This window comes from Fretibacterium fastidiosum (assembly GCF_964642095.1).
GTDB lineage: Bacteria > Synergistota > Synergistia > Synergistales > Aminobacteriaceae > Fretibacterium > Fretibacterium fastidiosum.
In genome coordinates, this window is the sequence record NZ_OZ209244.1 from 1224179 (window position 1) to 1249523 (window position 25345).

The following is a 25345-nucleotide window of genomic DNA, read 5'->3' on the forward strand; positions in this document are numbered from 1 at the left end:
GGAACTCAGCTGGGCAGTGTGGGGACTAACGGAGCGGGTAGCCCTAACTTTTTACAGATCCTGCAGCTGAACGCGGATGAGGGAAATACGGTGACCCTCGCACCTCGCGCTACGGGCAATCAGACTTTTCAGGAGTCTGTTGCTGCTCGGAAGGTCCAGGTCCTTGTCAACAACGGCAACAGGGGCAAGGTCGTCATCAAGGCGTCGAACGGCGATAACCCTGCCGGGGCAAATCGGACCATCTACCACGGCGGTACGGTCCAGATGGGCGGTACCTTGGGCGTGACCAACAACAACGCCTTGGGCCAGCGCTGGGTCGGCGTGGTGGGCAGCCGCACCGAGGCACGGGCGCCCGTGTTCCAGGTGGAAGAAGTGGACAAACTGCAGCTGGGTGTGAACGATCCCGACAATAATCCTACGTTCCAGCCGTTCTTCCTGATGCTCAATACTGCCGACGGCGGCGCTGCCACTGACCTGCGCTACGTCAAGGTCAATGCCGATGCGGTGTCCTCGAAGCTGCAGGGGCTTTCGCTCCATCATGGTCTCGATCAGCGTAACTATAATGGTGGAGCTCCTATGCCGAATTCCGGCGCAGGTGCTGCTAACGACACCTTTATCACGGCCACGGACGCTGCTGCGACCGAGTTCGTCCGCCTGATCAAGCAGGGCAAGGGATCGTTGTTCATCAATGGTGACACCGCCAGCCTTGCCGCGGCGGGGGAGGGCTTAGTTGCCCTGCCGGGTGTGTGGGCGGGAATCACGGGTTACAGGGCGGTTGACGGAGCGCACCACCAGGGTGGAACGGTCGTCGAGGGCGGCGTGCTCCAGGTCGATGGCGGAAATGCCTCTGTCCGCAACGACCACTTCCGCGGCTCTCTGGGCAAGGTGTGGACGGCGTTCCAGGGCTCGGCTTCTGCGATGGCCAATCCCTACGACCCCGCGTCCTATCTTGGTCAGGCTGTTGCCGCTCTTTACAACCCGCTGTTCATCCAGAACGACGCCAAGGTCATGGTGAACCGCAGCCAGTTCTTCAGCGACTTCAACGTCGCCAAGGACGCCACCTTCCACGTGGACGAGTACACGCTGGCGAGCACCAACTACAACCCGCAGATCGCGGTGACGCTGGACCAGAAGGATTCCAAGGCGGACGGCCTGCTCGAGGGCAAGTTTGACCTGGTTCTGGATTCCGTCCTCGCTGCGGCCCGCCCGACCAACGATCCTACAAACCCGGGGATCGCAAACAACGGTCAGGCTATCTTCTTCATCAACAACGCCGAGAACAAGATCTTTGATGCGGGTACCACCCTGGTGGCTAACGGCGTGTTAGAGATCATGGGTGCCAAGTCCATCGGCGGCGGCCAGGTGACGATCGGCGCAACGGGCGGCAACGGCCTTCCCGATCGCGGATTTACGACGGCTAACTTGGGCACCTTTGCAGCGAACAAGACCTTCAAGCTGGAGAACGTGACCCTGGGTCAGGTGGGTGGCGCTGTGGCTGTGGAGCAGGGGGAGACCCTGTCCTTTAAGGACATCACCCTCAACAACATGGGCACGGGGGCGGCGAACACCTTCCGCATCAACCCTGTGGGCGTGACCCTGGCTGAGGGGTACCTCAACAACGCTGGAGGCGATCCCTTCCCGGCGACGACGCCTCTGACGACGCCTCTTCCCGGCAGCTGGACCGACACGGCGACGGTGGTGTTTGGCGATGCGAACTCGGCGGACGCCGTGTACCGCGTCGAGGGCGTGTTGCGCAACCCGACCCGCGTGGACGTGGAGCGCGGCGTGTGGCAGCTGAACAACTTCCCGACGCCGACCGCGACGCAGGTTGCGACGAACGTGAACCCCTTCATGAACGTCTACGTCTACCCGACGGCAGTCCTCTCCCTGGCCAAGGACGTCAATGACTTCAGCCCCTATATGGACCTGAAGGTTACCGACGACAGCCGCATCCGCCTGGTGCTGCGCGACAGCGATATCGCTGCGTCCCGTGCCGACGCGATGGGCAAGCCCGCGGTCTTCCATGCGCACCACATCGACTACTCCGCGCTTGGTGCTGGCGCTCAGAACAAGGATCGCCGCTTGAATATCCAGCTGGATCCCTCTCAGTTGACCGGCGGCACGATCAAGCAGGGCTGGGTCAAGCTGGTCTTCTCGACCGACGCGAGGAATTGGAATAACCTGCACTACCTGCGCGAGTACACGCCCGGCCTCACCTACGAGGACTACGCGAAGGTCCGCATCACCTGGACCACGACGTCCGACATCGTGAAGAACGCCGTGGCTCACGTGGACCAGAACAGCTACACGATCCTCGTTGAGGTTGGCGAGAACGTCACCGACCCGGTGAACCCTGGCACGCCGGCTCCGACGCCTGATAAGAAGCCGGATGGCCCGGAGATCAACGCCCCCGCCACGGTGGAGCCCGGCAAGACCGTGACCTTCACGCTCGGCGACTGGTACCTCAACGACAAGAAGCTGGCGGCTGGCGATGTCAAGGATATCGTTTGGATGCTGGATGGCAAGGACGTGACCGCTCAGGTCAAGGGCAACAAGCTTGAGGTCAACGCCCCCGCGGCTGAAGGTACGATGACCCTTGAGATCAAGGGCAAGCTGGCGAGCGATCCCACTAAGGAGCTCTCCCAGAAGAAGTCCGTCATGGTCAAGAAGGCCGGAGCGACGCCTGAGCCTGAGAAGAAGAGCTCCGGCGGCGGCTGCGACGCGGGCTTCGGCGCTCTGGCACTGGTGGCTGGTGCGGCGTTCCTCCTTCGCAGGAAGAACTAGTCCGGTCGTTTAACAGCTCCATCGGTTAGGCGCCGGCAGACACAGGCAGAAGACGAACGAAAGCGGAAGGGCTCCGGCCCTTCCGCTTTTTTACGTTTACTGAAGGAAGCGCTCCACAGCCTGTGGTTTTGACGTGGCGGCCCTTTTGCTATAATGAGGCCGGGGAGTTGGATACGTTGAAGGAAGGGGAATGTGGATGGCGGAGCGGGACATGACGGAGAAGCACCTGGAGGGGTACAACGACGTCTTTGCGGACATCGTGAACGTGCTGCTCTTCAATGGGGAGCGGCGGGTGAGGCCGGAGGACCTTCAGGATGCGCGGTCCCGCACGCTCTACAAGGCGGACGGGAAGCTCCACGAACAGGAACGGGACGTTTCCAAGCTGTGGGTTTCCAAGGGCGCTGTGATCTCCCTGATCGGGTTCGAGAACCAGACCAAGGTGGACCGAGACATGGTGCTTCGGGTGCTGGGGTACGAGGGGGCGGACTACCGGGGCCAGTTGTCTGCAGGCAGAGGGCTGTACCCGGTGGTGACGCTGGTCCTCTACTTTGGAGAAGCGCCCTGGACAGGGCCGCGGACGCTGTTCGAGAGGGTCTCGGTGGCTGAGGGGCTGAGGCCGTTCGTGAACGACTACCGGGTCAACGTCTTTGAGGTTCCGCGCCTGACGGCGGAGCAGGTGGGGCAGTTTCGGAGCGACTTCAGGATCGTAGCAGACTACTTTGTGCAGATGGGGCGGGACGGGGACTACGTGCCCCCGCGTCAGACGATCGAGCACGTGGATGCGGTGCTGAAGCTCCTATCCGCGCTGACGCAGGACCATCGGTTTGAGGATACGCAGAACGAGTTCAGGAAGGGGGAGGACGTCACGATGTTGAGCGTTTTGGACAAGGTTGAGGCCAGAGGCGTTGCATTGGGTGAGGCCAGAGGCGTTGCATTGGGTGAGGCCAGAGGCGTTGCCTTGGGCGAGGCCAGAGGTATCGCCTCCACGGCTCGGCGGATGCTGATGCGGGGTGTCCCGCTGGATCAGGTGGCCGACTTCACCGGGCTGTCCCTCGGCGAGGTGGAGGCGCTGCGAAGAGAGATGGACAACTGATCGTTTGATCGTTGGCCCCCAGTTGTTTTAGCCCCCCTGAAGGGGGGGCGGTCCCGCAGGGGCTGGGACTGACGGCCCGTGAGCGGTAGTGAACGGTAGCCGAAAGGCTCCCCGAAGGGGAGGGGTTGTTGGGCGCAAGAAACGACCCCTCCGGTCCTTCGGACCACCTCCCCTTCCAGGGGAGGCAAAAAGAAGAGGCGCGCTTTTGGGCCCCCCTGAAAGGGGGGCTGGCGAGCCCCACAGGGGGGTAGGGGCGGCGAGTGTTTTTCATAAGACGCGCCTGTCTGACATTCCCCGCCAACGCCTCCACAAGGCAATCCATTGCCTTGCTTCGGCACAGCCGACCGACCGGCCGCCGCAATCCTCCCGAAAGATCGGCTTGCGTGAGGCCGGTCGTCTGGCCGAACCCCTCCGCCGCCCTTGGCGGCACCTCCCCTTTCAGGGGAGGCAAAAAGAAGAGGCGCGTTTTAGCCCCCAGTTTATTAGGCTCTCCTGGAAGGGGAACTGGTGAGCCCCGAAGGGGGGAACTGAGGGGTTGTTTTTGAGCGTGAAAAGCAAATCCCTCCGGTCCTTCGGACCACCTCCCCTTCCAGGGGAGGCGAAAAGAAGAGGCGCGTTTTAGGCCCCCGGTTGTTTTAGCCCCCCTGAAAGGGGGGCTGCCCCTCAGGGGCAGGGTTCGGGGCGGCGGGTTCCGCCGGCTTGCGGGGCGCAGCGGCCGCGATGAAGCGGCTCGCGGAGAACGCTCCAGCCGTCGCCCCGGCCCTCCACGCCGCCGCGCGCTCCTCGGCGGCCCTCCTCTGGTCGGCCAGCCGCTCGGCGATGCGGCGCTCGATGTCGTCTCGCGCCCCCTCTTCCGCAACCTGAGGCGTCCCCACTGCCTCATCCCTCTCGGCCTCGAGGGCGAGCTTCAGGCTCTCGTCGCGCTCCCTCTCCCGCCGCTCCATCGCCTTCTTGATGTTGTCGATTCCCCTCAGTCCGGGCATGCTATCGTCCCTTTCGGCTTGTGCTGCCTTCACCGACATTATACTCGACGGGAGGCGGATCGATGTTCCCCCAGAGGCGCGCCGCGTGCCGCAGGCTCCTTCTGCTATAATGAGGCTGCATTTCAAGCCGGAGGAGGGGAGCTCAATGGGCGGTTTCAGCTGACGCGTCGACGGAGGATGCACGGGCTGCATTTCGTCGGGCTCCCCTGTCCTTTAATCCCCCCTGATCACCCTGCCCGCAGTTCCAAGTTCCCAATCCATCGATCCTTCGTCGTTTTTGCCCGCCCTGCCCGACGTCTGGCTGTGCACGCCCTCGTTGCGGCTGGCTGCTCGTCGACGGATGGATGATGGGAAAGTGGAATAAGCCTCCGGCGCGTCCTCCCACGGGGACGCGCGGTGCGCTGCGGCTTGCCCGAATAGGAAGGCGGCTCGCCGTTTCGACGAGGCCAAAGCGAGAGAAACGTTGCGAAAGGTCACAAGAGAAATGACGAAGATACGGAAAGGAACGAAAACCATGCTCAAGACGTTTGGAAGAGTTTTTGCCCTGTGCGCTCTGCTCCTGGCCGCCGCCGTGGCGGAGGCCGAGCCCCTCGACGCCTTCAAGGACCTCGAGGGCACGCTGGACATCGCCGGAGGGACGGCCCACATCCCCGTGATGACTCAGGCGGCCCAGGACATCATGACTTTCAACCCGAAGATCCGCATCACCGTTGCTGGCGGCGGCAGCGGCGTCGGGGTCAAACAGGTTGGCGAGGGCCTGGCCGGCATCGGCAACACGGGCCGCCCCCTCAAGGAGAAGGAGGTCGAGCAGTACGGGCTCAAGAGCCACCCCTTCGCCATCGACGGGGTGGCTCTGGCGGTTCACCCGGACAATCCGGTCAAGAGCTTGACGGGGGAGCAGGTGGCAAAGATTTACACCGGCGAGATCAAGGACTGGAAGGACCTGGGCGGAGAGCCTGGAGCCATCGACGTCTACGGACGCGAGGACGGCAGCGGCACGAGGGAGACCTTCACCGATAAGCTGCTGGGCAAGGCGGAGCTGGCCCCCACGGTCAACGTCGTGAGCTCCAACGGCGCGATGAAGACCGCCATCGCCCAGGACCCGCGGGCCATCGGCTACGTGGGCATCGGACACCTGGATCAGACCATCGCCGGGGTTGCCATCGACGGGCACGTCCCCTCCCAGGAGAACGCGGCGTCCGGTGAGTACCCCGTCGTGCGCCAGCTCTTCATGAACACCAGGGGAGAGCCTTCGGGCCTCACGGCGGCCTTCATCGACTATATCTACAGCGACGCGGGGGCGAAGATCATCGAGAAGAGCGGCTACATCCCCATCCCCAGGTCGGGGAAGTAGCGCCGTGCGCTGTGGAGCCGTTCGGGACGGGGACCGGGAGGTCCCCGTCCTCCTGCGCGCCCTGGCGCTCTCCGTGTCGGGCCTCCTGGGGACCGTCATCGCCTTCATCCTGATCTCGGGCCTCGCCGCCCTGCTGGAGGGGCGGGGCCTGGCCCTCCTGGGGCGCCTCTGGAACCCGGCAGGAGGCCGCTTCGGCATCCTGCCCATGGTCCACGCCTCGGTCCTGCTGGCGCTCTCCTCGCTCCTCCTGGGCTGGCTCCTGTCGCTGGGCTGCTGCTGTATGCTGAACGGCATAGCGCCGCGTCCCCTCGCGGCCCTCCTGATGGGGTGTTTGAGGCTGATGACGGCGGTGCCCACCGTGGTCTACGGCTTCGCCGCCGTCTTCCTCCTCGTGCCGCTTATCCGTGGGGCTCTGGGAGGGACGGGCTTCTGCTGGCTGGCGGCGTGCCTCATCCTGACGCTCCAGGGCCTGCCCACCATGACCTTCGTCATGGACGGCGCGGTCCGGAGCTTGGTGGCGCAGACGTCGCTGACCGCGGCCGCCCTGGGCATGACGCCCCTGGAGTGCCTGAGCCGCGTCGCCCTGCCCCTGGCGAAGCGCTCCATGCTGTCCGCCGCCGTGCTGGGCCTGGGCCGTGCGCTGGGGGACGCGCTGATCCCCACGATGCTGGCCGGCAACGCCATCCAGTTCGCCCTCTCGCCCCTGAGCTCCATGCGAACGCTCACGGCCCACATCGCCCTGGTCCTGTCGAGCGACATCGGCGGCGGCGAGCACCTGTCGCTGCTCCTGGCGGGGGCGCTGCTCCTCCTGGCCTGCGCCGCGTTCAGCCTGGCGGCCCGGCGCCTGTCCCGGGAGGCGTCGGGGGACGTCAGGCCATGAGGGCGCGCTTTCTTCGGGAGAAGCTCCTGCTGGCCCTGGGGTGGACCGCGATGCTGGGGACGCTCCTCTCCCTGTCGGGGCTGGTCCTCTTCCTGCTGGTGCGGGGGCTCCCTGCGGTGAACCTGAGGCTGTTCTTCGGCAGCACGCCCCCCCTCGATGCGATCCTCGCGGTCCGGCCCGTGTGGGGCGGCATCTGGCCCGCGGCTGCGGGGACGCTGTTCCTGCTGGCCGTCACGATGTCCCTGGCGTTGGCGCCGGGCCTGGCCTGCGGCGTCTACCTGGCCTGCTTCGCGGGGCGCAGGGAGAGGGACTGGATCGGCGGGTGCGTGGACGTGCTGGCGGGGGTCCCCTCCATCGTGATGGGGCTCTTCGGCCTTCAACTGATCATCCTGCTGCGCCGGACGTTCCTGCCGCAGGGGACCACCTGCCTGCTGCTGGCGGCCTTCTGCCTCGCCGTTTTGGTCCTGCCCGTGCTGGTGACGTCGGTCCGGGCCGCCCTGGAGGCGCTGCCCCAGGGGCTGACGCTCACGGCCAGCGCCCTGGGCATGACACGGGGACAGGCCGTCCTTCGTCTGCTGCTGCCTGCGGCCGCTCCTGGGATCCTGGGCGGAGTCATCCTGGCGATGGGGCGCGCCATGGAGGACACGGCCGTCATCATGCTGACGGGGGCCGTGGCTAACGCGGGGCTGCCCGCAGGGCTGACCTCCAAGTTCGAGGCGCTCCCCTTTAAGGTCTACTACACCGCGGCGCAGTATTCGGGGCCGGAGGAGCTGTCTCAGGGGTTTGGCACGGCCTCCGTCCTGCTCCTGCTCTCTGCGGCGCTGATCCTGGGCGCGCGTGCGCTGCAGGGACGGCTGACGCAGCGCTGGCGGGGTGCGGCCGGGAGGGGAGGGATCGGAGCGTGAACGACCTCTCGTCCTGCGCGGAACTCCGCGGCCTCGCCGTGTCCTTCTTCGGGCGGCCGGTGCTGAAGGGCCTGGACGTCCGCTTCCCGGCGCGAAGGATCAGCGTCATCCTGGGACGGTCCGGGTCCGGGAAGTCCACGCTGCTGCGCTCCATCAATCGGCTGAACGAGTGTTTCGAAGGGTATGAGGAGGAGGGAGAGGTTCGCGTCCTGCTGGGCGGGGCGATGCGCCCCACGCGGGGGGACGGCGCGCCCTCCCCGCACGAGTTGAGGCGGCGGGTGGGCATGGTCTTTCAGTCCCCCAACCCCTTGCCGATGAGCATCCGGCGCAACCTGACCCTGCCTCTTGAGCTGGCGTCCTCCGCGCGACCCTCGAGGCAGGAGGTTCGAGAGAAGCTCCAGGGGGCCCTGGAGCAGACGGGCCTCTGGGACGAGGTGCGGGACCGGCTGGACGCCCCCGCAGCCTCCCTCTCCGGTGGGCAGCAGCAGCGCCTCTGTCTGGCGCGGGCGCTGACCCTGGGGCCGGAGCTCCTGCTGCTGGACGAGCCGACCTCCTCCCTGGATCGGGCCGCGGCGGCGCGGATCGAGGACATGCTCCTGTCCATGAGGGACCGCGTCTCCATCGTCCTGGTGTCCCACAGCCTGACCCAGGCGCGCCGCCTGGCGGACTTCGCCGTCGTGCTGGCCGAGGGGCGCCTGCTCCGCACCTTCGACGCTCCGTCCCTGGGGGCGGCCATCGACGACGGTTCCCTGGTGCGCGAGGTCTTCTAGGGAGCGCCCTGCGCGTAACGCGCAGGGCGCTTCTCCTCCGGCTTTTAGGCGTGCGCCCCCTTGCCCGACCGCTGGATCGCGTCCAGGATATCGTCGAGCCATGGACCCTCCAGGTCCTCGACCCGCCCTCGGTCGCAGAGCTCCGCAAAGTGCGGGTCCATGGGGATGTGGGCCACGGCACCAACGCCGAGGGCCCTGGCCTCCTCCCCCGCGTGGCCGCGGCCGAAGATGTGGTGCCGCTTTCCGCAGTCGGGGCACTCGAAGTACGCCATGTTCTCCACGATGCCCAGGACGGGGATCTTCATGAGGCGGGCCATGTGAAACGCCTTCTTCACGATGAGCCCCACGAGCTCCTGAGGCGAGGTCACGACGACGATGCCGCTCACGGGGAGGGACTGAAAGACCGTCAGGGGGACGTCGCCCGTTCCGGGCGGCATGTCCACGAACAGGCAGTCCAGCTCCCCCCAGTCCACGTCCTCCCAGAACTGGGTGACCGTCCCCGCGATGACGGGCCCCCGCCACACGACGGGGTCCTCCTCCCGTGGCAGGCAGAGATTCATGGAGATGACCTCCGTGCCGTCCCGCGTGACGGCGGGGAGGATGGCCTTGCCATCGGAGAAGACCTTCTCGTGGAGGCCGAACATCTTGGGGATGGAGGGGCCGGTGATGTCCGCGTCCAAAATCCCCGTCCGCATCCCCCGCCTCCTGCCCCCGGAGGCCAGGAGGGCGGTCACCAGGGATTTGCCGACGCCGCCCTTGCCGCTGACAACGCCCACCACGCGCGCCACCCTGTTCTCCTGTTTGGCTGCCGCCCTTGCCGCCGCCGCCGGCGCCGCGCAGCCCGCGGCGCAGTGATCGCAGTTGTGATCGCAGTGCTCGCTCATGTGACCTGCTCCTTTGCTGTTTCGCCCGCCGCTGCATCCTTAAATTCAAAATTCAAAGACCGGATTCAAAGACGAGGGCGGCTTCGTCAAAACGGACATCTCATATTATAATATAAGACGACCTGCGCCGCGCGGGCGGCGAGGTGCGGCCATCCTTTCACGTTTCAATTTTCTGGAGCTTGTGTCGTTTTGGAGAGGGAGGGAATTTGTTGTGAGAAAGTTCCTGTGTGCGCTGTTGGCGCTGGCGCTGGTGTCGGTCGGTGCGGCGGGGGCGTCGGCGGAGTGGAAGTTCGAGCGCAAGGTGGACCTGGTCTGCCCCTGGGGCGTCGGCGGGGGCGCGGACAGCACGCTCCGGCCCATGGCCGCCCTGCTGAAGGACATCCTGGGCGTTCAGGTGGAGGTCGTCAACGTCGAGGGCGGAAGCGGGGTCAACGGCGTGGAGTACACCTACAAGCAGCCGGCCGATGGCTACACCTTCATGCTGGGCACGCAGAGCCTGATCATGCAGGACCTGCAGGGTGCCACGTCCATGAACTTCAAAGACGAGTTCATCCCCATCGTGAAGCTGGTCCACTCCATCAACATCATCGCCGGCTCGAAGAAGGCCATGGAGGCGAAGGGCTATCATAACTTCTCCGAGCTGTACGAGTACGCCAAGGCGCACCCCTACGAGGTGAGCGTCGGCATGTTGACGGTGACGGGCGCGGACGGCGCCTCCCTGCGCCAGACGCTGGAGGGCCTCTCCGTCAACGAGGTCGCCTACGGCGGCGGCGCCGAGATGAACTCGGCCCTCGTCGGCGGGCACATCGACATGATGATCACCGGCACGGACGAGATCGCGGGTCTGATCAAGGCGGGGGACATCGTCCCGCTGTGCGCCATCAGCGAGAAGCGCATGAAGCTCTACCCGGACATGCAGTGCACGGGCGAGCTGGGCATCAACTCCTACATCGGCACCTGGCGCGGCATCTTCGCCAAGAAGGGGACGCCCCAGGAGGCCATCGACGCGCTGCTTGCGGCCGTCAAACAGGCCGTCGAAACGCAGACATGGCAGGACTTCCTGAAGGCCGGAGCCTACGACGAGCGCCCTGGCTTCGCCGGGCCTGAGGAGTTTGGCCAGCTCTTCGAGAGCGAGTACAAGGCCTTCACGGACTACCTGAAGTCCGAGGAAGTCCTGAAGAAGGACTACTACGCGAAGTAGTGGAGAACCTTTGACGAAGGGGGCCGGGGCTTTTCTGCCCCACCCCCTTTGCTGTATCCGGGAAGGGGTGCGGAACCGTTGTTTGAGCTGATTTGCAACGCGCTTTTGTGGCTGGCGCTCCTCTACGTGTACTTCTTCCACGTGACGGAGGCGCCGATCCCCGTCAAGGTTCAGAAAAACCCGTATGCGCTGAGCCCGGACGTCTGGCCCAAGGCCATCGTCATCCTGCTGCTCGTCTTCATCGCCGTCAACATCGTCCGAATCCTCCGCAGGAACCGGGACAATCCGGACTTCTCCCTGAGGGGCTTCGGGGTCCGCTCCGCCGAGTTCCTCAAGAGCCGCACGTTCCTGGGCATCCTCCTGGTGCTGGGGGCCAGCTTTGCCCTGGAGCCGCTGGGCTTCATGGGGACGTGCTTCCTGATGCTCCTCCTCTACGGGCTGCTCCTGGGCGACCGCCGCGTCCTGCGGCTCGTCGTCCTGTCGGCGGCGGTCACCGTGCTGCTCTACGCGGTGTTCGGCGTCCTCCTGTCCGTCAACCTTCCTCGCGGCACGCTCCCCCAGGCGCGGGATTTCGCCCTGTACGTCGAGTCGCTGATCGCGCGGGCGCAGGCCGCGATCTTCTAAATCCTTTCGGGAGGTGAGAGAAAATGTCCACATGGGAATTGCTTCAGAGCGGGTTCGGCGTCCTGATGGACCCCTATACGTTCATGATGATGGCCTTCGCCATCGTCGTGGGGACGCTCTTCGGCGCGCTGCCGGGCGTCAGCGCCACGATGGCCGTGGCCCTGGGCCTGCCCTTCACCTACAGCATGAAGCCCGTTCCGGCCATCGTCTTTCTGGTCGCCGTCTACTGTTCCTCCATCACGGGCGGCAGCATCACGGCGATCCTGTTCAAGATACCCGGCGTGCCGTCCAGCGCCCCCACGACGTTCGACGGCTACCCCATGGCCCAGCGCGGCGAGGCGGGAAAGGCGCTCGGCATCGCGCTCGGCAGCTCGGCCATCGGCGGTCTGGTGTCCGCGTTCTGTATGCTCCTGCTCTCCCCGCAGCTGACGCAGGCGGCGCTCTCCTTCAGTCCGGCGGATATCTTCGCCATCACGTTCATGGGGCTGTCCATCCTGACCTGCCTCGACTCCAGGAACATCCTCCGCACGGTGATCTCCGGCCTGCTGGGGCTGCTTCTGGCCTGTGTCGGGCAGGACACGATGTACGCCGTGCAGCGCATGACGTTCGGCTCGACGCAGCTGATCGCGGGGCTTGAGATGATCCCCGTCCTCATCGGCATCTTTGCCGTGACGGAGGTGCTGAAGCAGACGGGGACGGACAGGCGCCTGAAGGCGGAGCAGGGCGTGGGGGGCGGCAGCGTCAGCACGAAGATGCCCTCGGTGAGCGAGTGGTGGGGCATCAAGTGGCTCCTCGCGCGGTGTTCCGTCATCGGCACGATCATCGGTATCCTGCCCGGGGCGGGGGCGACCATCGCCTCCTTCCTGTGCTACTCGACGGAGACGAAGCTGTCGAAGTACCCGGAGAAGTTCGGCACGGGCATCATCGACGGCATCGCCGCCTCCGAGACGGCGAACAACGCCGCCACGGGCGGCTCCATGGTGCCCCTGCTCTCGCTCGGCATCCCCGGCGGCAACGCGGCGGCCGTCATGATGAGCGCGCTGGTCCTGAAGGGCGTCCAACTGGGGCCGCTCCTTCTGAAGAACCAGCCGGAGTACCTCAGCGCGACGTTCGCCTCCATGTTCGTCACGAACATCCTGATGGTCGTGGTGGCCATCTTCATCGCGCGGATCTTCGCCAAGGTCCTGGCGGTGCCGTACTCCTACCTGGGGCCCATCATCATCATGCTGGCCCTCATCGGCTCCTACGCCACGAACATGAGCATCGCGGACGTCAAGATCATGGCCGTGGCGGGCATCGCCGGCCTGGCGTTCTCCGCCTGCCGCTTCAACAGCGCCGCGCTGATCCTGGGCCTCGTGCTGGGCACGATATGCGAGGGCAACTTCAGCCGCGCCTTCACCCTCTCCCACGCGAACCTCGCCGCGATGTTCGCCCGCCCCGTGGCCGGCACGCTGATGGCCGTCAGCGTCGTGCTGCTGCTCTACCCGGTGGTTGCGCCCCTCTTCAAAAAGGGCTGCAAGGGCGAAGCGTGAGGGGCCGGCGCCGTTCTGACCTCGGAGGACGCTGCCGGAAGGGGGCGTTCGTCGAATTTGTCCATGGAGGTGTGCGATGGAACTGAAGACGACGGGGGTGGCGGGCACGCTGGAGTCCAGTGACGTCATGGTCACCCTTGAGCCGGCCGACTCCGGCGGGATCAAGCTCCTTTTGGAGAGCACGGTCCTGAAGCAGTACGGGCGGCAGATTCGGGAGACGACGCTCGCCACGCTGGAGCGCCTGGGCGTGAGGAACGCCGGCGTCACCGTGAACGACCACGGCGCGCTGGACTGCACCATCAAGGCGCGCATCGAGTGCGCCTACTACCGTGGCTGCGGGTGCGGCCCGGACGACAGGATTCCCTGGGGAGGTGATGTGCGATGATCCCGCGCCCCAAGCCGGAGCGGTTTCGCCTGCGCCGGACGATGCTGTTCATGAACGCACAGAGGCCCGGCCTGATCAAGGACGCCTACGTCTACGGCGCGGACTCCATCATGCTGGACCTGGAGGACGCCGTGGCGGAGAACCAGAAGGACTCCGCCCGCTTCTCGCTGTACCATGCGCTGAAGGAGGTCGATTACGGGGACACGGAGGTCATCGTCCGCATCAACGGGCTGGATACGCCCCACTGGCGCGAGGACGTCCGCGTCTGCGTGGCGGGGGGCGCCGACGGGCTCCGCATCGCCAAGACCGAGAGCGCTCAGGACGTCCGGGCCGTGGAGGAGGCGACGCTGGCCGCGGAGCGCGAGTTTGGCGTCGAGGAGGGGCGGACGCTGCTCATGGCGGCCATCGAGAGCCCCAAGGGCGTCCTGAACGCCTATGAGATCTGCACGGCGTCGCCGCGGCTCTTCGGCGTCGCGATATCGGGCGGCGACTACCGAAAGTGTATGCAGGTCAAGGTGGTGCCGGGCGGCATCGAGATGCTGGCGGCCCGGGGGCACCTGCTCATCGCCGCGCGGGCGGCGGGGGTGCAGTGCTTCGACACGGTGTTCACCAACCTGGACGACGACGAGGGCTTCCGCGCGGAGGTCCAGCAGAACAAGGACATGGGCTTTGACGGAAAGTCCCTGATCAACCCCCGCCAGATCTCGATCGTCCACGAGATGCTGGCCCCCACGCAGAGGGAGATCGCGGACGCGGAGAAGATCGTTCGAGCCTTCCGCGAGAACGCGGATAAGGGCGTCGGCGTCTTTACGATCAACGGCAAGATGGTCGACGTGGCCTTCGTCCCCGGAGCGGAGCGCGTGATCCGGCTTGCCAAGGCGAGCGGTGTGTACGAGGGGGACCTTTAGGATGAAGAACGCAGTCGGCAGAGAGATACCCGACGAGCTGCTGAAGGAGGGCTGGAAGGTCTACCAGGGTGCGGGGCACCGCGACGGCGAGCTCCTGAAGAAGCGGGGCCCGCGCACGCGCATCGGCGAGAAGCCCCAGGGAAGCAAGCTGGTGGGGAGCCTTCGGGAGGCCATTCAGCGGTGCGGGCTGAGGGACGGCATGACGATCTCCTTCCACCACCACTTCCGGGACGGCGACTACGTCGCCAACCTGGTGATGAAGGAGGTGGCGGAGCTGGGCATCCGGGACGTCACCATCGCGGCCTCCAGCCTGGGCGCCGCCCACGACCCGATCGCCCGTTACATCGAGGAGGGCATCGTGACGGGGCTGCAGACCAGCGGCATCCGGGGCCGGATGGGGGAGGTGGTCTCCCAGGGCAGGCTGAGGACGCCCGCCATCCTGCGCAGCCACGGCGGACGGGTCCGCGCCATCGAGGAGGGGGAGGTTCACATCGACGTGGCCTTCATCGGCGCGCCGACCTCCGACGAGTGCGGCAACGCGCGGGCCGTGGGCGGGCGCAGCGACTGCGGCGTGCTGTCCTACGCCATGGCGGACGCGGAGTACGCCGACAGGGTGGTCGTCGTCACGGACACGCTGGTCCCCTATCCCAACTTCCCCGCCAGCATTCACGGCATCGACGTGGATTACGTCGTCAAGGTGGACGAGATCGGGGACCCAAAGAAGATCGCCACGGCCGCAGCGCGCATGACCCAGAACCCCAGGGACCTGATGATGGCGGAGACGGCGGCGAAGGTCATGGCCGCCACGCCCTGGTTCAAGGACGGCTTCAGCTTTCAGACGGGGGCGGGCGGGCCCTCCCTGGCCGTGAACCGCTTCATCGAGCCCCTGATGCGCGAGCGCGGCATCCGGATGCGGTGGGCCATCGGCGGCATCACGGGCTCCATCTGCGAGCTGATGGACAAGGGGCTGGTGGACGCGATCCTCGACACTCAGGACTTCGACGTCGCCGCCATCGAGCACATCGGGAAGAGCCCCCACCACTTTGAGATCTCCGCCAGCGAGTACGCCAACCCGGCCAACAAGGGCGCGCTGATCAACAAGCTGGACTTCGTCGTCCTCGCGGCTCTGGAGGTGGACACGGACTTCAACGTCAACGTCATCACGGGATCGGACGGCGTTCTGCGGGGCGCGCCGGGCGGGCACCCGGACACGGCGGCCTCCGCCAGGTGCTGCATCATCGTGACGCCCCTGACGCGCGGGCGCATGCCCACGGTCTGCGAGAGCGTCGTGACCGTCACGACGCCGGGGGACTGCGTGGACGTTTTGGTGACGGACTACGGCACGGCGGTGAACCCTGCCCGGCAGGATATCGTCGAGTGTCTGGACAAGGCGGGCATCCGGCACGTGCCCATCAAGGCGCTTCAGGAGAAGGCCTATGCGCTGGTGGGCCGGCCGGACCCGCTGCGGTGGAAGGACCGGGTCGTCGCCATCCTGGAGGCGCGGGACGGCAGCATCCTGGACGTGGTGCGGGAGGTCATGCCCTACGAACCACTTTAATACCAAATCGCGTCTAATGTGGATTGCCTCCCCTGAAAGGGGAGGTGCCGCCAAGGGCGGCGGAGGGGTTCAGCCAGACGACACGACTTACGGACGCCGACAGGCGGTCGGCGTCGTGTCGGTCGGCTGTGCCTCCACAAGGCAATTGATTGCCTTGTGGAGGCGTTGACGGGGAATGTCAGACAGGCGCGTCTTATGAAAAACACCCCTCCCCTTCGGGGAGCCTTCCGGCTGCCGTTCGCTACCGCTCACGGGCCGTCAGTCCCAGCCCCTTCGGGGTAGCCCCCCTGCAGGGGGGGCCTTTCTTGCCCTTCTTTAAACGCGAATTGGTATAAGGTGCGGCTCGCAGGGCCGCCGGCCGCACGCGGGGGACGCCGAAGGGCGTCCCCCGTTTTGTGTTGGCTTGCACCGGCTTGTATCGTCGCGTTGATTTTGTCCCCCGATTTTGTACAATAGGAGCGGCCTGATATTGCCCGATGGAGGGAGGAATTTCCGTGCACATCACCCTGTGGTTTGAAGCGCCCGATCGTGGGGCGGAGGACGCCTTTATCCGCGTCCCGCGCTCCAACCTGCACCTGTTTCAGTCCCTGATCTACTCCGTTCTGCCGCCGGATCGGGCGGCGTTCCTGCACGACGAGGGCTACCGCGTCTATGGACGGCGGATGAAGCTCTTTGCCATGAGCTGGCCCATCGCGGCCCGCATGCCGAGCTTCGAGGCGGAGGCGGTTCGCTTCCCCCTGCCCGTCCGGCTGGTGATCTCGACGCCCGTGACGGACACCATGGACGGCGTCGCTGGGGGCGCTCTGGCCGCGCGGGAGCTTCGCATCGGCAACAACGTCGTCCTCTGCAGCCGCGTCCTTGCGGAGCAGCAGTGGGCGAAAGGGGAGAGCCTGACGGTTCGGACGCTCTCGCCCATCTCCTGCTACTCCCAGACGGAGCGGGAGGGCAGGCCCTACACCGTCTACCTGGCGCCGGAGGACCCGGCCTTTGCCGTCTCGGTCCACAACAACCTGCTGCGCAAGTTCCGGGCCCTGTATCCGGACCGCGAGCCGCCCAGCGGGGACGTGAGCGTCAAGCCCCTGGGCAAGGTCCGCGAGCGCGCGGCGCTCTTCAGCCCCAAGACCCGCTTCCCCATCAAGGGATGGGACGGACGCTTCCGCCTCGAAGGGCCGCGGGAGCTTTTGCAGGTTGCCCTTGACTGCGGCCTGGGCGCGAAGAACAGCGCGGGATGGGGGTGCGTGACGAAGGAGTAGAGGACGAAAGCCTGCGTCCGCAGGACGTTTCCTGATGTAGGGCTGGAAACGTGGTTTGTTTCATCATGTTTCTTTAAAACTTCCTGATAAAAGGGATAAAACAAACCACTAAATATTGACATTTTCATGAGGGTGCATTAGACTTGTTTTGAAGGGAATGAGCTTCAGTTCAAGGAGGTGTTGTTTTGGGTTTCGTTGACGCGCTGCATGCGCTGGGGCGCAGGGAGTTGGAGCGGTCAGGGAGTGGCGAGTTCGCGGACGTCGACAGTTTTTGCCAGATGCCGATGGATTTGATCGAATCCGACGATGAATCGGCACGGCGACTGCCGGGAAAGGAACTCCAGATCTGGCTGGACGTGCCGGATAGCAAGGCGGAGTGCCTCGATGTGAGGGGAATCCGAAAGATCGAGATCGCGGACTTTTGGGGAGGAGGGGGCGATGATCGAGCGAAGAAGCGCCGCTATCTCTACCGGGATCCTGTAAGCCCGGCTGCGACGTGGCGGTATTCGCCGCTCTACAAGCTGGGCAAGGGGGTGGCGGACGGCCAAAAGGCCTTGATGGGAGATGGAAATTGGAAGGACGACAGGAGTTCACGATTCTTCAAACTCCACAAATCGACGCTGTTGGCCTTTGAGGAGCAGGGTGTCTTATCGCCGGGCAGCGTGGACCGCATCATGGACGCCCTTGTCGAAAGGGTAGAGCGGTTGGCTGAGCTTTGGTCGGACAAAAAAAGGTCCTATCTCCTGATTTTTGGCGCGTCCGACCCGGAGCGTTTTTTCTATCCTGTGGATACCCCTGCCTTTCTTGCCCATTTTCGTTCCCGGCTTGCCGGTATTTCCGGAGCGGAGTCAAGGCCTGCCCAAAACGGACAACAACGCAGTGTGCCCTGTGGGGTGTGTCACGAACCGACTTCCGCTCCGGTCAATATGGACAAGGTCTTTGCCTTTGCGACGTTTGACAAGAAAAGCTTCCTGCCGGGGCTTGAGGACGGCGATGCCTCGAAGGCCAAGGTCTTTCCTCTCTGCGGCAACTGCTACCGTCTCCTCTCCGAGGGGCGCAACGTCATCGACGCGAAGTTCCTGGACGCCAAGAGCGTCTATAACGTCAGGATCTATACGGTTCCCGAATTGTTGATGGGGAACGTCAATCAGAAGTATTTGGAGCAAAAAACGAAGGACTTCCTCCAGGCCGGCCTGCAGAACGAGCCCTTTCTGGCCGAGCGCGTGCTGGAGCAGGAGGACAGCCTGACCTACCATTTCGTGTTCTGGGAACAGAATCAGGCCCAGGAGAGGCTCCTGCTGATGGTGGAGGACGTACCGCCCTCTAGATTGCGCAGGCTGAACGATCTGTGGCGCCAAACGGTTTTCGCGACCGCTCTGTTCGCCCGGAAGGGACGTTTTGCCCCGGAGGCGGACGAGGCGGGGGCGGACCCGAACGCCGTTACTCTGTATCAGGGTATTCGGACCATTTTGGGAACGCTGACGGGGCTGGCCGGAAAAAATGACGGAGATGCCGCAGTTCTGCGCGATTGGCTTTTGGGCCTGATCGGCTGCCTTCTCAGCGGGGAGCGCGTCGAAATCGAGAGGGTGAAGGGTGCTGTCGTATCCCGCCTGCAGGGCCTGTGCGCGGATTCCGATTGGGTGGCGAGATACAGCGCTGCGACGGCGCGGCGATGGAATGCCATCGCGGATTTCCTGTACAGGGCCAACGAGAGCGTTCAGTCCGTTCCCGACGGTGGGGAGCGGCAGATCAGGAAAAAGGGGTGATCGTCTTGCGTCTGGATTTTTTTGAGGATTTTCAGGACCCTTATCTTCAAAAAATGGAAGGCAGGGGAATTTTTCTTGCCGGTCTGGTTTTGGGGATGATCTCGCGCGGGCAGGTGGGGAAAGGAGGCCCCATCGATGCCTCTCCCATGTACAAGCAGCTGCACTTTGGACGGATGCAGCGTCGGGACCTCCTGCGCCTGATGGCGCGTGTCCCGGAGTTGGGCAGGGTTTACAACATATCCTATGCCGGGATGATCGAATCCCTTTGCGCCGAGGCGGGAAAGCTGCTGATGGAGGGAGAACCGCAAGAGCTGGGAGTGGAGGGCAACTTCGCCTTTTCCATTGCCTTTCTGAACGCACCGGATTATTTCTTCGGCAGGATTTTCAGGAAACAGGCGGAAGAAGAGGGCATGAGCCAGGATTTGGAGTCGGGAGAGGAGGAAAATTAAAATGTCGTTTGAGCAGCGCCGGGAATTTCTGTTCGTCTACAGCGTGAAGGACGCCAATCCCAACGGGGACCCGCTCAATGCGAACCATCCCCGTTTCGACGATGACAGCGGCCAGATACTGGTCTCCGACGTCCGCGTCAAGAGGACGGTGCGCGACCAATGGCTGATAGAAGGGCGGGATGTCTTCGTCGATGGGGAGACCAAAACCCTCAAGAGCCGCGTGGCGGAGCTTAAGGAAAAGCTGGGGGTGACAACGGGGAAAGAAGCGTTGTCGCGTTGTATCGACACGAGGCTTTTTGGCGTGACCTTTGCTTTGGGCAGTGAATCTTTTGCCTGGACGGGGCCCGTGCAGTTCAAGTGGGGCCGTTCGCTTCACCGCGCTGCGGTCGAGACCGTTCAGGGGACGGCTGCCTTCGCCACCAAAGAAGGCAGTGAACAGCGTTCCTTCCGGAGCGAGTACATCGTCCCTTTCGTCCTCATTGCGGATTATGCGATCGCCAACCAGTATGCTTCCCTGACCACGGGAGCGACCGACGAGGATCTCGAGGCCCTCTTCTCGGCTCTCTGGAAGGGGACCGCCAACCTGATCACCCGCAGCAAGGTGGGGCATATGCCGCGCTTTCTGCTGGAGGTGCGCTACGCAAAGGGCTTTGACGGCATTATTGGGGCGATGGACGAGAAGGTCAGGCTCCTGGGGGCGGACGGGCACAGCCTGAGCGCCGACGAACAGCTTGCCCTTCGTTCCTGCGACGAGGCGCTCCTCGACATCACGGCTCTGTCCTCCGCCCTGAGCCGGGTCTCACAGGATGTGGAACGGGTAAGAATCCTGCATGAAATGGATCTGAAGGTCAAGGGGCTTGAGGAATTGAAGGCCCTTCTTGGAGGGAAGCTGGCACTGGAAGCGAGGTGAGCCCCAGATGGCCGTCATGTTCGATTGTTCGTCCGACATGGCCCTGTTCCGTAAACCCTACACGACGACCTCCTCGGTCTCCTTCGCGTTCCCACCGCCTTCGGCTATAGCGGGCCTTGTCTCCGCGATCGTCGGCCTGGACAACGGGGCTTCGGGAGACGCCTCCCATGCGTTTTACTGGAGGGAACTTGCAGGAACTCGCGTCGCCGTAGCCCTTCTCAGGCAGACGCGTTGGATGCGGGCAGCCGTAAACTTCTGGAACGTCAAGAATCCGCAAACTACGCCACATATTCAGGTCAAGCATCAGTTTGTGGCTTCGCCCCGTTACCGCGTCTACGTCGCAGGCGGGGTGGAGGCGCGTTTACGCGGGCATTTGGAGAGGGGGAGCTTCATTTACACCCCCTGTTTGGGCGTGGCCTACGCCCTTGCGCAGATAGATTATATCGGTGCCTGTGATCCCCAGCCCATGGGCGAGGGGGAAGTGCGGGTCGATACGGTGGTCCCCTGGGAGGGGGAGGGAATGGAGCTTAATTTGGCCGAGTCGGGGGGGATATTCAGCGAGCGGGTCCCCTTCAGGCTGACGACGGAGCGGGCACTGGCGGAGAGCATCAAGGTCGTCTATTCTTCGGATGTGAGCCGCCCGTTGTGCGTACGTAAAAGGGGGGGGCTGCATGTCACGCGATGTGCCGCGCGAGGCGTGGAGGACGTTGTTGCGTGGTTCCCTGAATGGTGACCTGAAGAGCCATCCTGAAAAACGACTGATCGACCATCTTCTGGGAACGGCGGAGCTGGCCCGGCAGATCGTCGAGTTCCATGGGTTGGAGGATATCGCTTTCGACGTCGAGGCCGCGGCCCTGACCCACGATCCGGGAAAGGCCGATCCCGAGTTCCAAAAGTACCTCTTGGGGAAGGGAAAGGGAGTGAACCACTCGCTCCCTTCCTCTTTCTTTACGTTTTCCCTGCAACAGGACAATGCGGATCCGTTCGACGCGTTCTTCAGCGTGGAGGCGGTGCGTCGACACCACTCGAAAATAGAGGATTGGAGGACGAGTTCCTCCTTTTGGGCAAACTATCGCGCATCTCAGAAAAAGATCGGGGAGGATATGAGAGCGTTGATCCCTCAGTGGCCCTGTCCTTTGAACGAGCTCTGCTGGAAGAAATTCATCTATGCCATCGACGACCGCTATCCCGAGGACTACCCTTTTCCGGATTATTGGCTGAGGCTGCGCAGCGTCCTCTCGGTTCTGGTTGCCGGGGATCGGTTGGATGCCATCAACGTGAAAACGATGAACCTTCAGCCCCTGCCCAATTTCAAACCCTACCCTTTTTCCAGCGTTGCTGGAGTGTCGGAGCGCAGACGGGCAACCGATGCCTGGCGCTCGGATGTCGCCGAATGCTGTCTGCGAAATGTCGCGGAGATTCGCTCTCCCGGCCTCTTCACCCTGACCCTGCCGACCGGGGCGGGCAAGACCAACATCGGGCTCAGGATAGCCCACACCCTGGCAAAGAATCTGGGGTACTCCACGATTGTCTACGCCCTGCCCTTTATCAGCATCGTGGAACAGAACGCGAAGTTCGCCAAGGATGTCTTTGGGGCCGAGTCCGTCCAGGAGGACCACAGCCTGATGCTCGCGGCTCTTGATGATGAAGACGAAAAAGGAGAATATGACAAGCCGGGTGAATGGAAACGCGCGCAACGGCTCTTTCGGTATTGGGGGTCCCCGGTGGTCGTCACGACGATGGTTCAGCTCTGGAACACGATCTTCAATTCCAAGGCCGGGGCGACGATCGACTTCCATCGTCTCCGCAACGCGGTCGTACTGATGGATGAGCCCCAGGGCATCGACTGCCACCTCTGGCCGGAGCTGGGGAAGGTCCTGACGTTCATTCATGAGCGCTGGGGGACCGTTTTTATCCTGATGACGGCCACCCAACCCAAGATATTCGAGGGGACGGAGTTGGCTCCGCGCGTTTGTTTCCCCTTCAACAGGCATCGCTATCATTTCCTGAAGGAAAAACACGGATTGAAGGACCTTCCAGGCCTGCTGAAGGAGCACGTACCTGCATTTGCTGAACGATCTGGAATGCTGGTCTTCAACACGCGTTCTTCGGCAAGAGCGGCTTACGATCTTCTAAGACCAATTTTGGGCGATGCGCCGGTCTTCATGCTCAGTCGTTGGATGACCCCCAAGCATCGCCGTGAAACCCTGGAGGAGATCAAGAGCCTGGAGGTGAGCGGGAAACGACATTACCTTATTGCGACCCAAGTGGTGGAGGCTGGGGTTGACTTGGACTTTGAGTGGGCCTTCCGCGACCTTGCGCCTTTGGACAGCCTCGTTCAGGTGGCGGGGCGGTGCAACCGCAGCGGAGAACGCAGTGATGGATTTGTCCTGATTACGAGCTTGCTGAGCGAAAAGGGACGTCCCTTTTCCGCGCGGGTGTATGACGATGTGCCAATGGATCTGACGCAGCTCTTGTTGGAGGAGTTTCCGGGATTTGACGAGCAGGATGTCCAGGACATCGTGGCCCGTTATTACGAAAAAATCTCAAATGCCATTGAACCGAAACCTTTATGGAGAGATATCGAGGAGGGAAACTGGGGCGATTACACCCCCCTGTTTAAGGAGATGGATTTTGACGTCCCCGTCTACGTCGATCACGATGGAGATTTGGACGACCTTCTGAATGAGCTGATGACCCTGGATAGGACGCTGGACAACAGGGAGCGGCTGAAAACCCTGAACAACCGTCTGCAGCAGTACGCGATCGGAGTCAGAAAGGACCTGCTGAAGGAATGGCTGGATCGAGTTGGAAATTTCGTCGGCGGCAGCTCTCAGAATCCCCTGGAACAGTATGGAGATTATTGTGTGATTCGATGCTCTGGCATTGGAGAGGGGCCTGACAGCCCGTATCATCCTGAGGTTGGTTTTTCGCCTTGCAGCCAGGGCGCTGGATTGGACGATTGATAGGGGACGGCTATGGTTTTCTCGGAAGAGGCGCGCATAGGGGGAACCCTGGTCTGGTACTGGAGCATCTGTGTCCGACAGGTCTGGCTCATGGCTCGAGGAATTGAACCGGAACCCAGGGATGACTTTCTCGCCCTGGGTCGCCTGATCGACCGGAACAGCTACGCCAGGGAGCGGCATCAGGTGGCGTTCGGGGACAACAGGTTCGACTTCGTTCAGGGCGCGGATGGCGATCTGGTGGTCTGCGAGGTCAAGAAGAGCAGCCGCGCGGAGCGGTCGGCGCGGCTGCAGCTTGCCCATTACCTCTACGACCTTCAAAAGGCCGGGATCGAGGCCAGAGGGGTTCTGATGTTCCCAACCGAGAAGAAGCGCGTCGAGGTGGTGTTGACGGACGAGCTCATGGCGGAGCTGGACGCCGCCTATGACGCGATCGGGACGCTTGTTCGGAGGGACGCCCCGCCTGCGGCGGAGTCCTGTAAATACTGTGGCAAATGTGCCTATGCCGAGTATTGCTGGGGATAGGCTGTTTTAAGAGGGGGGAGGGGCGAGATGGGTAAGACCCTGTATCTCTTGAGCTCAGGAGCGCTGCGGCGCAAGGACAACACGCTGTTTGTGGAGAGGGCGGGCGAGCCGGGGCAAAAACCGCGCTTCCTGCCCGTGGAGACGACGGACGAGATCATGGTGCTGGGTGACCTGGAGCTCAACAAGAGCCTTTTGGAGTTTTTGACCCAAAAGCAGATCATCCTCCATTTCTTCAACTATCATGGTTATTACGCCGGGACCTACTACCCGCGCGAGCACATGAACTCAGGAGCCGTCATCCTGGCTCAGGCAGCGCACTGCATGGATGGAGGCAAGCGTCACGCGCTGGCCTCGGCCCTCATCGTCGGCGCGATTCAGAACATGCGCAAGGTGGTGGGATACTACCAGCGTCGGGCCTCGCTGGACGTCCAGGACATTCTGGAGGACCTGGAGCGTTTCGAGGACCTGGCGCCGCGGAGCGAGGACGTCCCCGGCCTGATGGGAATCGAAGGCAACGCCCGAAATCGGTACTATCAATTCTTCGATCGGTTGGTTCAGGACGAGGCGTTCAAGATGCTGGAGCGGACCCGCCGCCCGCCGACCAACCGCATGAACGCGCTGATCAGCTTTCTGAACTCCATGTGCTACATTCTGGCGCTGTCGCAGATCTACAGGACGCACCTGGACCCTCGCATCGGCTTCCTGCACGAGACGAACTTTCGGCGGTTCAGCCTGAATTTGGATATTGCGGAGATATTCAAGCCGATCCTCGTCGACCGCCTGATCTTTTCTCTGGTCAACAAGCGTGAGATTCAGGAGAAGCACTTTGAAAAGGAAACGGGCGGCGGCATCTACCTGAACGACCGGGGGCGCGAGGTCGTCCTGCGCGCCTGGGAGGCGCGGGTCAATGAAACGATCGAGCATCCGCGTTTGAAGCGCAACGTCAGCTATCGGGGTCTGGTGCGCATGGAGGCCTATAAGATCCAGAAGCACATTCTGGGCGACGCACCCTACGAGCCCTTTGTGAGCAGGTGGTGAGGTGTTTGTCCTGATGTTCTATGACGTGGGGGAGAAGCGCGTCGGCAAGGTCCTGAAGACGGCGCGGCGCTACCTCACGTGGATTCAGAACTCGGTGTTGGAGGGGGAATTGACGCCCGCTTCCATGGCCGCACTGAAGATGGACGTACACAAGGTGCTGGACCTGCAATATGATAGCGTGCTATTCTACATGTGGCGCACGGAGCGCTATATGTCGCGCGAGGTCCTTGGCGTGGAGCGCGGAGAGACGGATTTTCTGGTGTAGTGGGCGGGAACGGGCTGGAGCGAGCTGAAACAATCCAGCCCTTTTGAGGTCCTGCGGCGCAAATTGACAACTTCACAGCAGGTTTCAATTTCTGCGTCGCCCCTGATGGATAAAAGGGCAGGGGCCGGCGCAGTTGACTGATTGGTCGAATTGAAAGAAACGGTTTCCGCCTTGATGCAACGGCTTTTAAAGCTTCCTTTAGCAGGGTTGGAAACTTGTCCCGGCATCCTACGGACGGGTTGGGACAATACACTTTTAAAGCTTCCTTTAGCAGGGTTGGAAACGGCTCTACGGGAATCGGGTCGATGGGGGCAA

General features: G+C 63.4%; 23 protein-coding genes. 21 read left to right on the forward strand and 2 right to left on the reverse strand.

The features are described from left to right. Positions 1–264: 264 nt before the first annotated feature. Together ACK28C_RS05325 and ACK28C_RS05330 are read left to right on the forward strand one after the other, a co-directional pair. Positions 265–2784 (forward strand): Synerg-CTERM sorting domain-containing protein, encoded by a 2520-nt coding sequence (locus tag ACK28C_RS05325; protein WP_409152565.1) that lies wholly within the window; start codon positions 265–267, stop codon positions 2782–2784. Positions 2785–2974: 190 nt separating this feature from the next. Further along, positions 2975–3877: an Rpn family recombination-promoting nuclease/putative transposase gene (locus tag ACK28C_RS05330; protein WP_208873506.1), complete on the forward strand. Its 903-nt coding sequence runs from the start codon at positions 2975–2977 to the stop codon at positions 3875–3877. Between the two features lie 635 nt (positions 3878–4512). Here ACK28C_RS05330 and ACK28C_RS05335 read toward each other — a convergent pair. Then, positions 4513–4860 carry a hypothetical protein gene (locus tag ACK28C_RS05335; protein WP_015556814.1) on the reverse strand — a complete coding sequence of 116 codons (348 nt, stop codon included), beginning with the start codon at positions 4858–4860 and terminating at the stop codon, positions 4513–4515. A gap of 514 nt (positions 4861–5374) precedes the next feature. Here ACK28C_RS05335 and ACK28C_RS05340 point away from each other — a divergent pair. From ACK28C_RS05340 to ACK28C_RS05355, 4 genes are read left to right on the forward strand one after another with little or no spacing between them, the layout of a single operon-like run. Continuing rightward, on the forward strand, positions 5375–6214 hold the full coding sequence (locus ACK28C_RS05340) for a phosphate ABC transporter substrate-binding protein (RefSeq protein ID WP_208873507.1): 840 nt from the start codon (positions 5375–5377) through the stop codon (positions 6212–6214). A gap of 4 nt (positions 6215–6218) precedes the next feature. Beyond that, the gene (locus tag ACK28C_RS05345; RefSeq protein WP_243440646.1) at positions 6219–7094 is read left to right on the forward strand and encodes a PstC family ABC transporter permease; all 876 of its coding nucleotides are present in this window, start codon (positions 6219–6221) and stop codon (positions 7092–7094) included. Continuing rightward, the gene (locus ACK28C_RS05350; protein ID WP_015556816.1) at positions 7091–7999 is read left to right on the forward strand and encodes a PstA family ABC transporter permease; all 909 of its coding nucleotides are present in this window, start codon (positions 7091–7093) and stop codon (positions 7997–7999) included. The genes ACK28C_RS05345 and ACK28C_RS05350 overlap by 4 nt, the downstream gene beginning before the upstream one ends. Then, positions 7996–8769: a phosphate ABC transporter ATP-binding protein gene (locus tag ACK28C_RS05355; RefSeq protein WP_208873508.1), complete on the forward strand. Its 774-nt coding sequence runs from the start codon at positions 7996–7998 to the stop codon at positions 8767–8769. Before ACK28C_RS05350 ends, ACK28C_RS05355 begins: the two co-directional genes overlap by 4 nt. A 44-nt stretch (positions 8770–8813) precedes the next feature. Here ACK28C_RS05355 and ACK28C_RS05360 read toward each other — a convergent pair whose 3' ends face one another. Beyond that, on the reverse strand, positions 8814–9653 hold the full coding sequence (locus ACK28C_RS05360) for a P-loop NTPase (protein WP_015556817.1): 840 nt from the start codon (positions 9651–9653) through the stop codon (positions 8814–8816). Positions 9654–9864: 211 nt separating this feature from the next. Here ACK28C_RS05360 and ACK28C_RS05365 point away from each other — a divergent pair, with 211 nt between their 5' ends. The 15 genes from ACK28C_RS05365 to ACK28C_RS05435 all read left to right on the forward strand — a co-directional run bounded on the left by ACK28C_RS05365 (position 9865) and on the right by ACK28C_RS05435 (position 25030). Beyond that, positions 9865–10854, forward strand: a complete 990-nt coding sequence (locus ACK28C_RS05365) for a tripartite tricarboxylate transporter substrate binding protein (RefSeq protein WP_208873509.1) — start codon at positions 9865–9867, stop codon at positions 10852–10854. Positions 10855–10932: 78 nt separating this feature from the next. Next, a complete protein-coding gene (locus ACK28C_RS05370) occupies positions 10933–11478 on the forward strand; it encodes a tripartite tricarboxylate transporter TctB family protein (RefSeq protein ID WP_208873510.1) in 546 nt (181 codons plus the stop codon). Between the two features lie 23 nt (positions 11479–11501). Beyond that, the gene (locus tag ACK28C_RS05375; RefSeq protein ID WP_015556818.1) at positions 11502–13010 is read left to right on the forward strand and encodes a tripartite tricarboxylate transporter permease; all 1509 of its coding nucleotides are present in this window, start codon (positions 11502–11504) and stop codon (positions 13008–13010) included. 76 nt (positions 13011–13086) lie between these two features. Next, the gene (citD, locus tag ACK28C_RS05380) at positions 13087–13395 is read left to right on the forward strand and encodes a citrate lyase acyl carrier protein (protein ID WP_015556819.1); all 309 of its coding nucleotides are present in this window, start codon (positions 13087–13089) and stop codon (positions 13393–13395) included. Then, a complete protein-coding gene (locus ACK28C_RS05385) occupies positions 13392–14303 on the forward strand; it encodes an aldolase/citrate lyase family protein (protein ID WP_015556820.1) in 912 nt (303 codons plus the stop codon). Before citD ends, ACK28C_RS05385 begins: the two co-directional genes overlap by 4 nt. A 1-nt stretch (position 14304) precedes the next feature. After that, positions 14305–15861, forward strand: coding sequence for a citrate lyase subunit alpha (citF, locus tag ACK28C_RS05390; protein ID WP_015556821.1), 1557 nt, complete (start codon positions 14305–14307; stop codon positions 15859–15861). 494 nt (positions 15862–16355) lie between these two features. Beyond that, complete coding sequence (cas6, locus tag ACK28C_RS05395; protein ID WP_208873512.1) at positions 16356–17114, forward strand: CRISPR-associated endoribonuclease Cas6; 759 nt, start codon at positions 16356–16358, stop codon at positions 17112–17114. A 185-nt stretch (positions 17115–17299) separates the two neighbouring features. Further along, positions 17300–18880 (forward strand): TM1802 family CRISPR-associated protein, encoded by a 1581-nt coding sequence (locus ACK28C_RS05400; protein WP_208873514.1) that lies wholly within the window; start codon positions 17300–17302, stop codon positions 18878–18880. Further along, positions 18877–19329 carry a TM1802 family CRISPR-associated protein gene (locus tag ACK28C_RS05405; RefSeq protein ID WP_279369734.1) on the forward strand — a complete coding sequence of 151 codons (453 nt, stop codon included), beginning with the start codon at positions 18877–18879 and terminating at the stop codon, positions 19327–19329. The genes ACK28C_RS05400 and ACK28C_RS05405 overlap by 4 nt, the downstream gene beginning before the upstream one ends. A gap of 1 nt (position 19330) precedes the next feature. Beyond that, positions 19331–20239 carry a type I-B CRISPR-associated protein Cas7/Csh2 gene (gene cas7b, locus ACK28C_RS05410; protein WP_015556823.1) on the forward strand — a complete coding sequence of 303 codons (909 nt, stop codon included), beginning with the start codon at positions 19331–19333 and terminating at the stop codon, positions 20237–20239. Positions 20240–20246: 7 nt separating this feature from the next. Continuing rightward, entirely contained in the window at positions 20247–20972 is a 726-nt protein-coding gene (gene cas5b, locus ACK28C_RS05415) for a type I-B CRISPR-associated protein Cas5b (protein WP_015556824.1), read from the forward strand. Further along, on the forward strand, positions 20911–23205 hold the full coding sequence (locus ACK28C_RS05420; protein WP_015556825.1) for a CRISPR-associated helicase/endonuclease Cas3: 2295 nt from the start codon (positions 20911–20913) through the stop codon (positions 23203–23205). The genes cas5b and ACK28C_RS05420 overlap by 62 nt, the downstream gene beginning before the upstream one ends. Before the next feature lie 12 nt (positions 23206–23217). Then, complete coding sequence (gene cas4, locus ACK28C_RS05425; protein ID WP_015556826.1) at positions 23218–23727, forward strand: CRISPR-associated protein Cas4; 510 nt, start codon at positions 23218–23220, stop codon at positions 23725–23727. A 27-nt stretch (positions 23728–23754) separates the two neighbouring features. Next, positions 23755–24765: a type I-B CRISPR-associated endonuclease Cas1b gene (gene cas1b / locus ACK28C_RS05430; RefSeq protein ID WP_015556827.1), complete on the forward strand. Its 1011-nt coding sequence runs from the start codon at positions 23755–23757 to the stop codon at positions 24763–24765. Between the two features lie 13 nt (positions 24766–24778). Continuing rightward, on the forward strand, positions 24779–25030 hold the full coding sequence (locus ACK28C_RS05435) for a CRISPR-associated endonuclease Cas2 (RefSeq protein WP_015556828.1): 252 nt from the start codon (positions 24779–24781) through the stop codon (positions 25028–25030). Positions 25031–25345 lie beyond the last annotated feature (315 nt).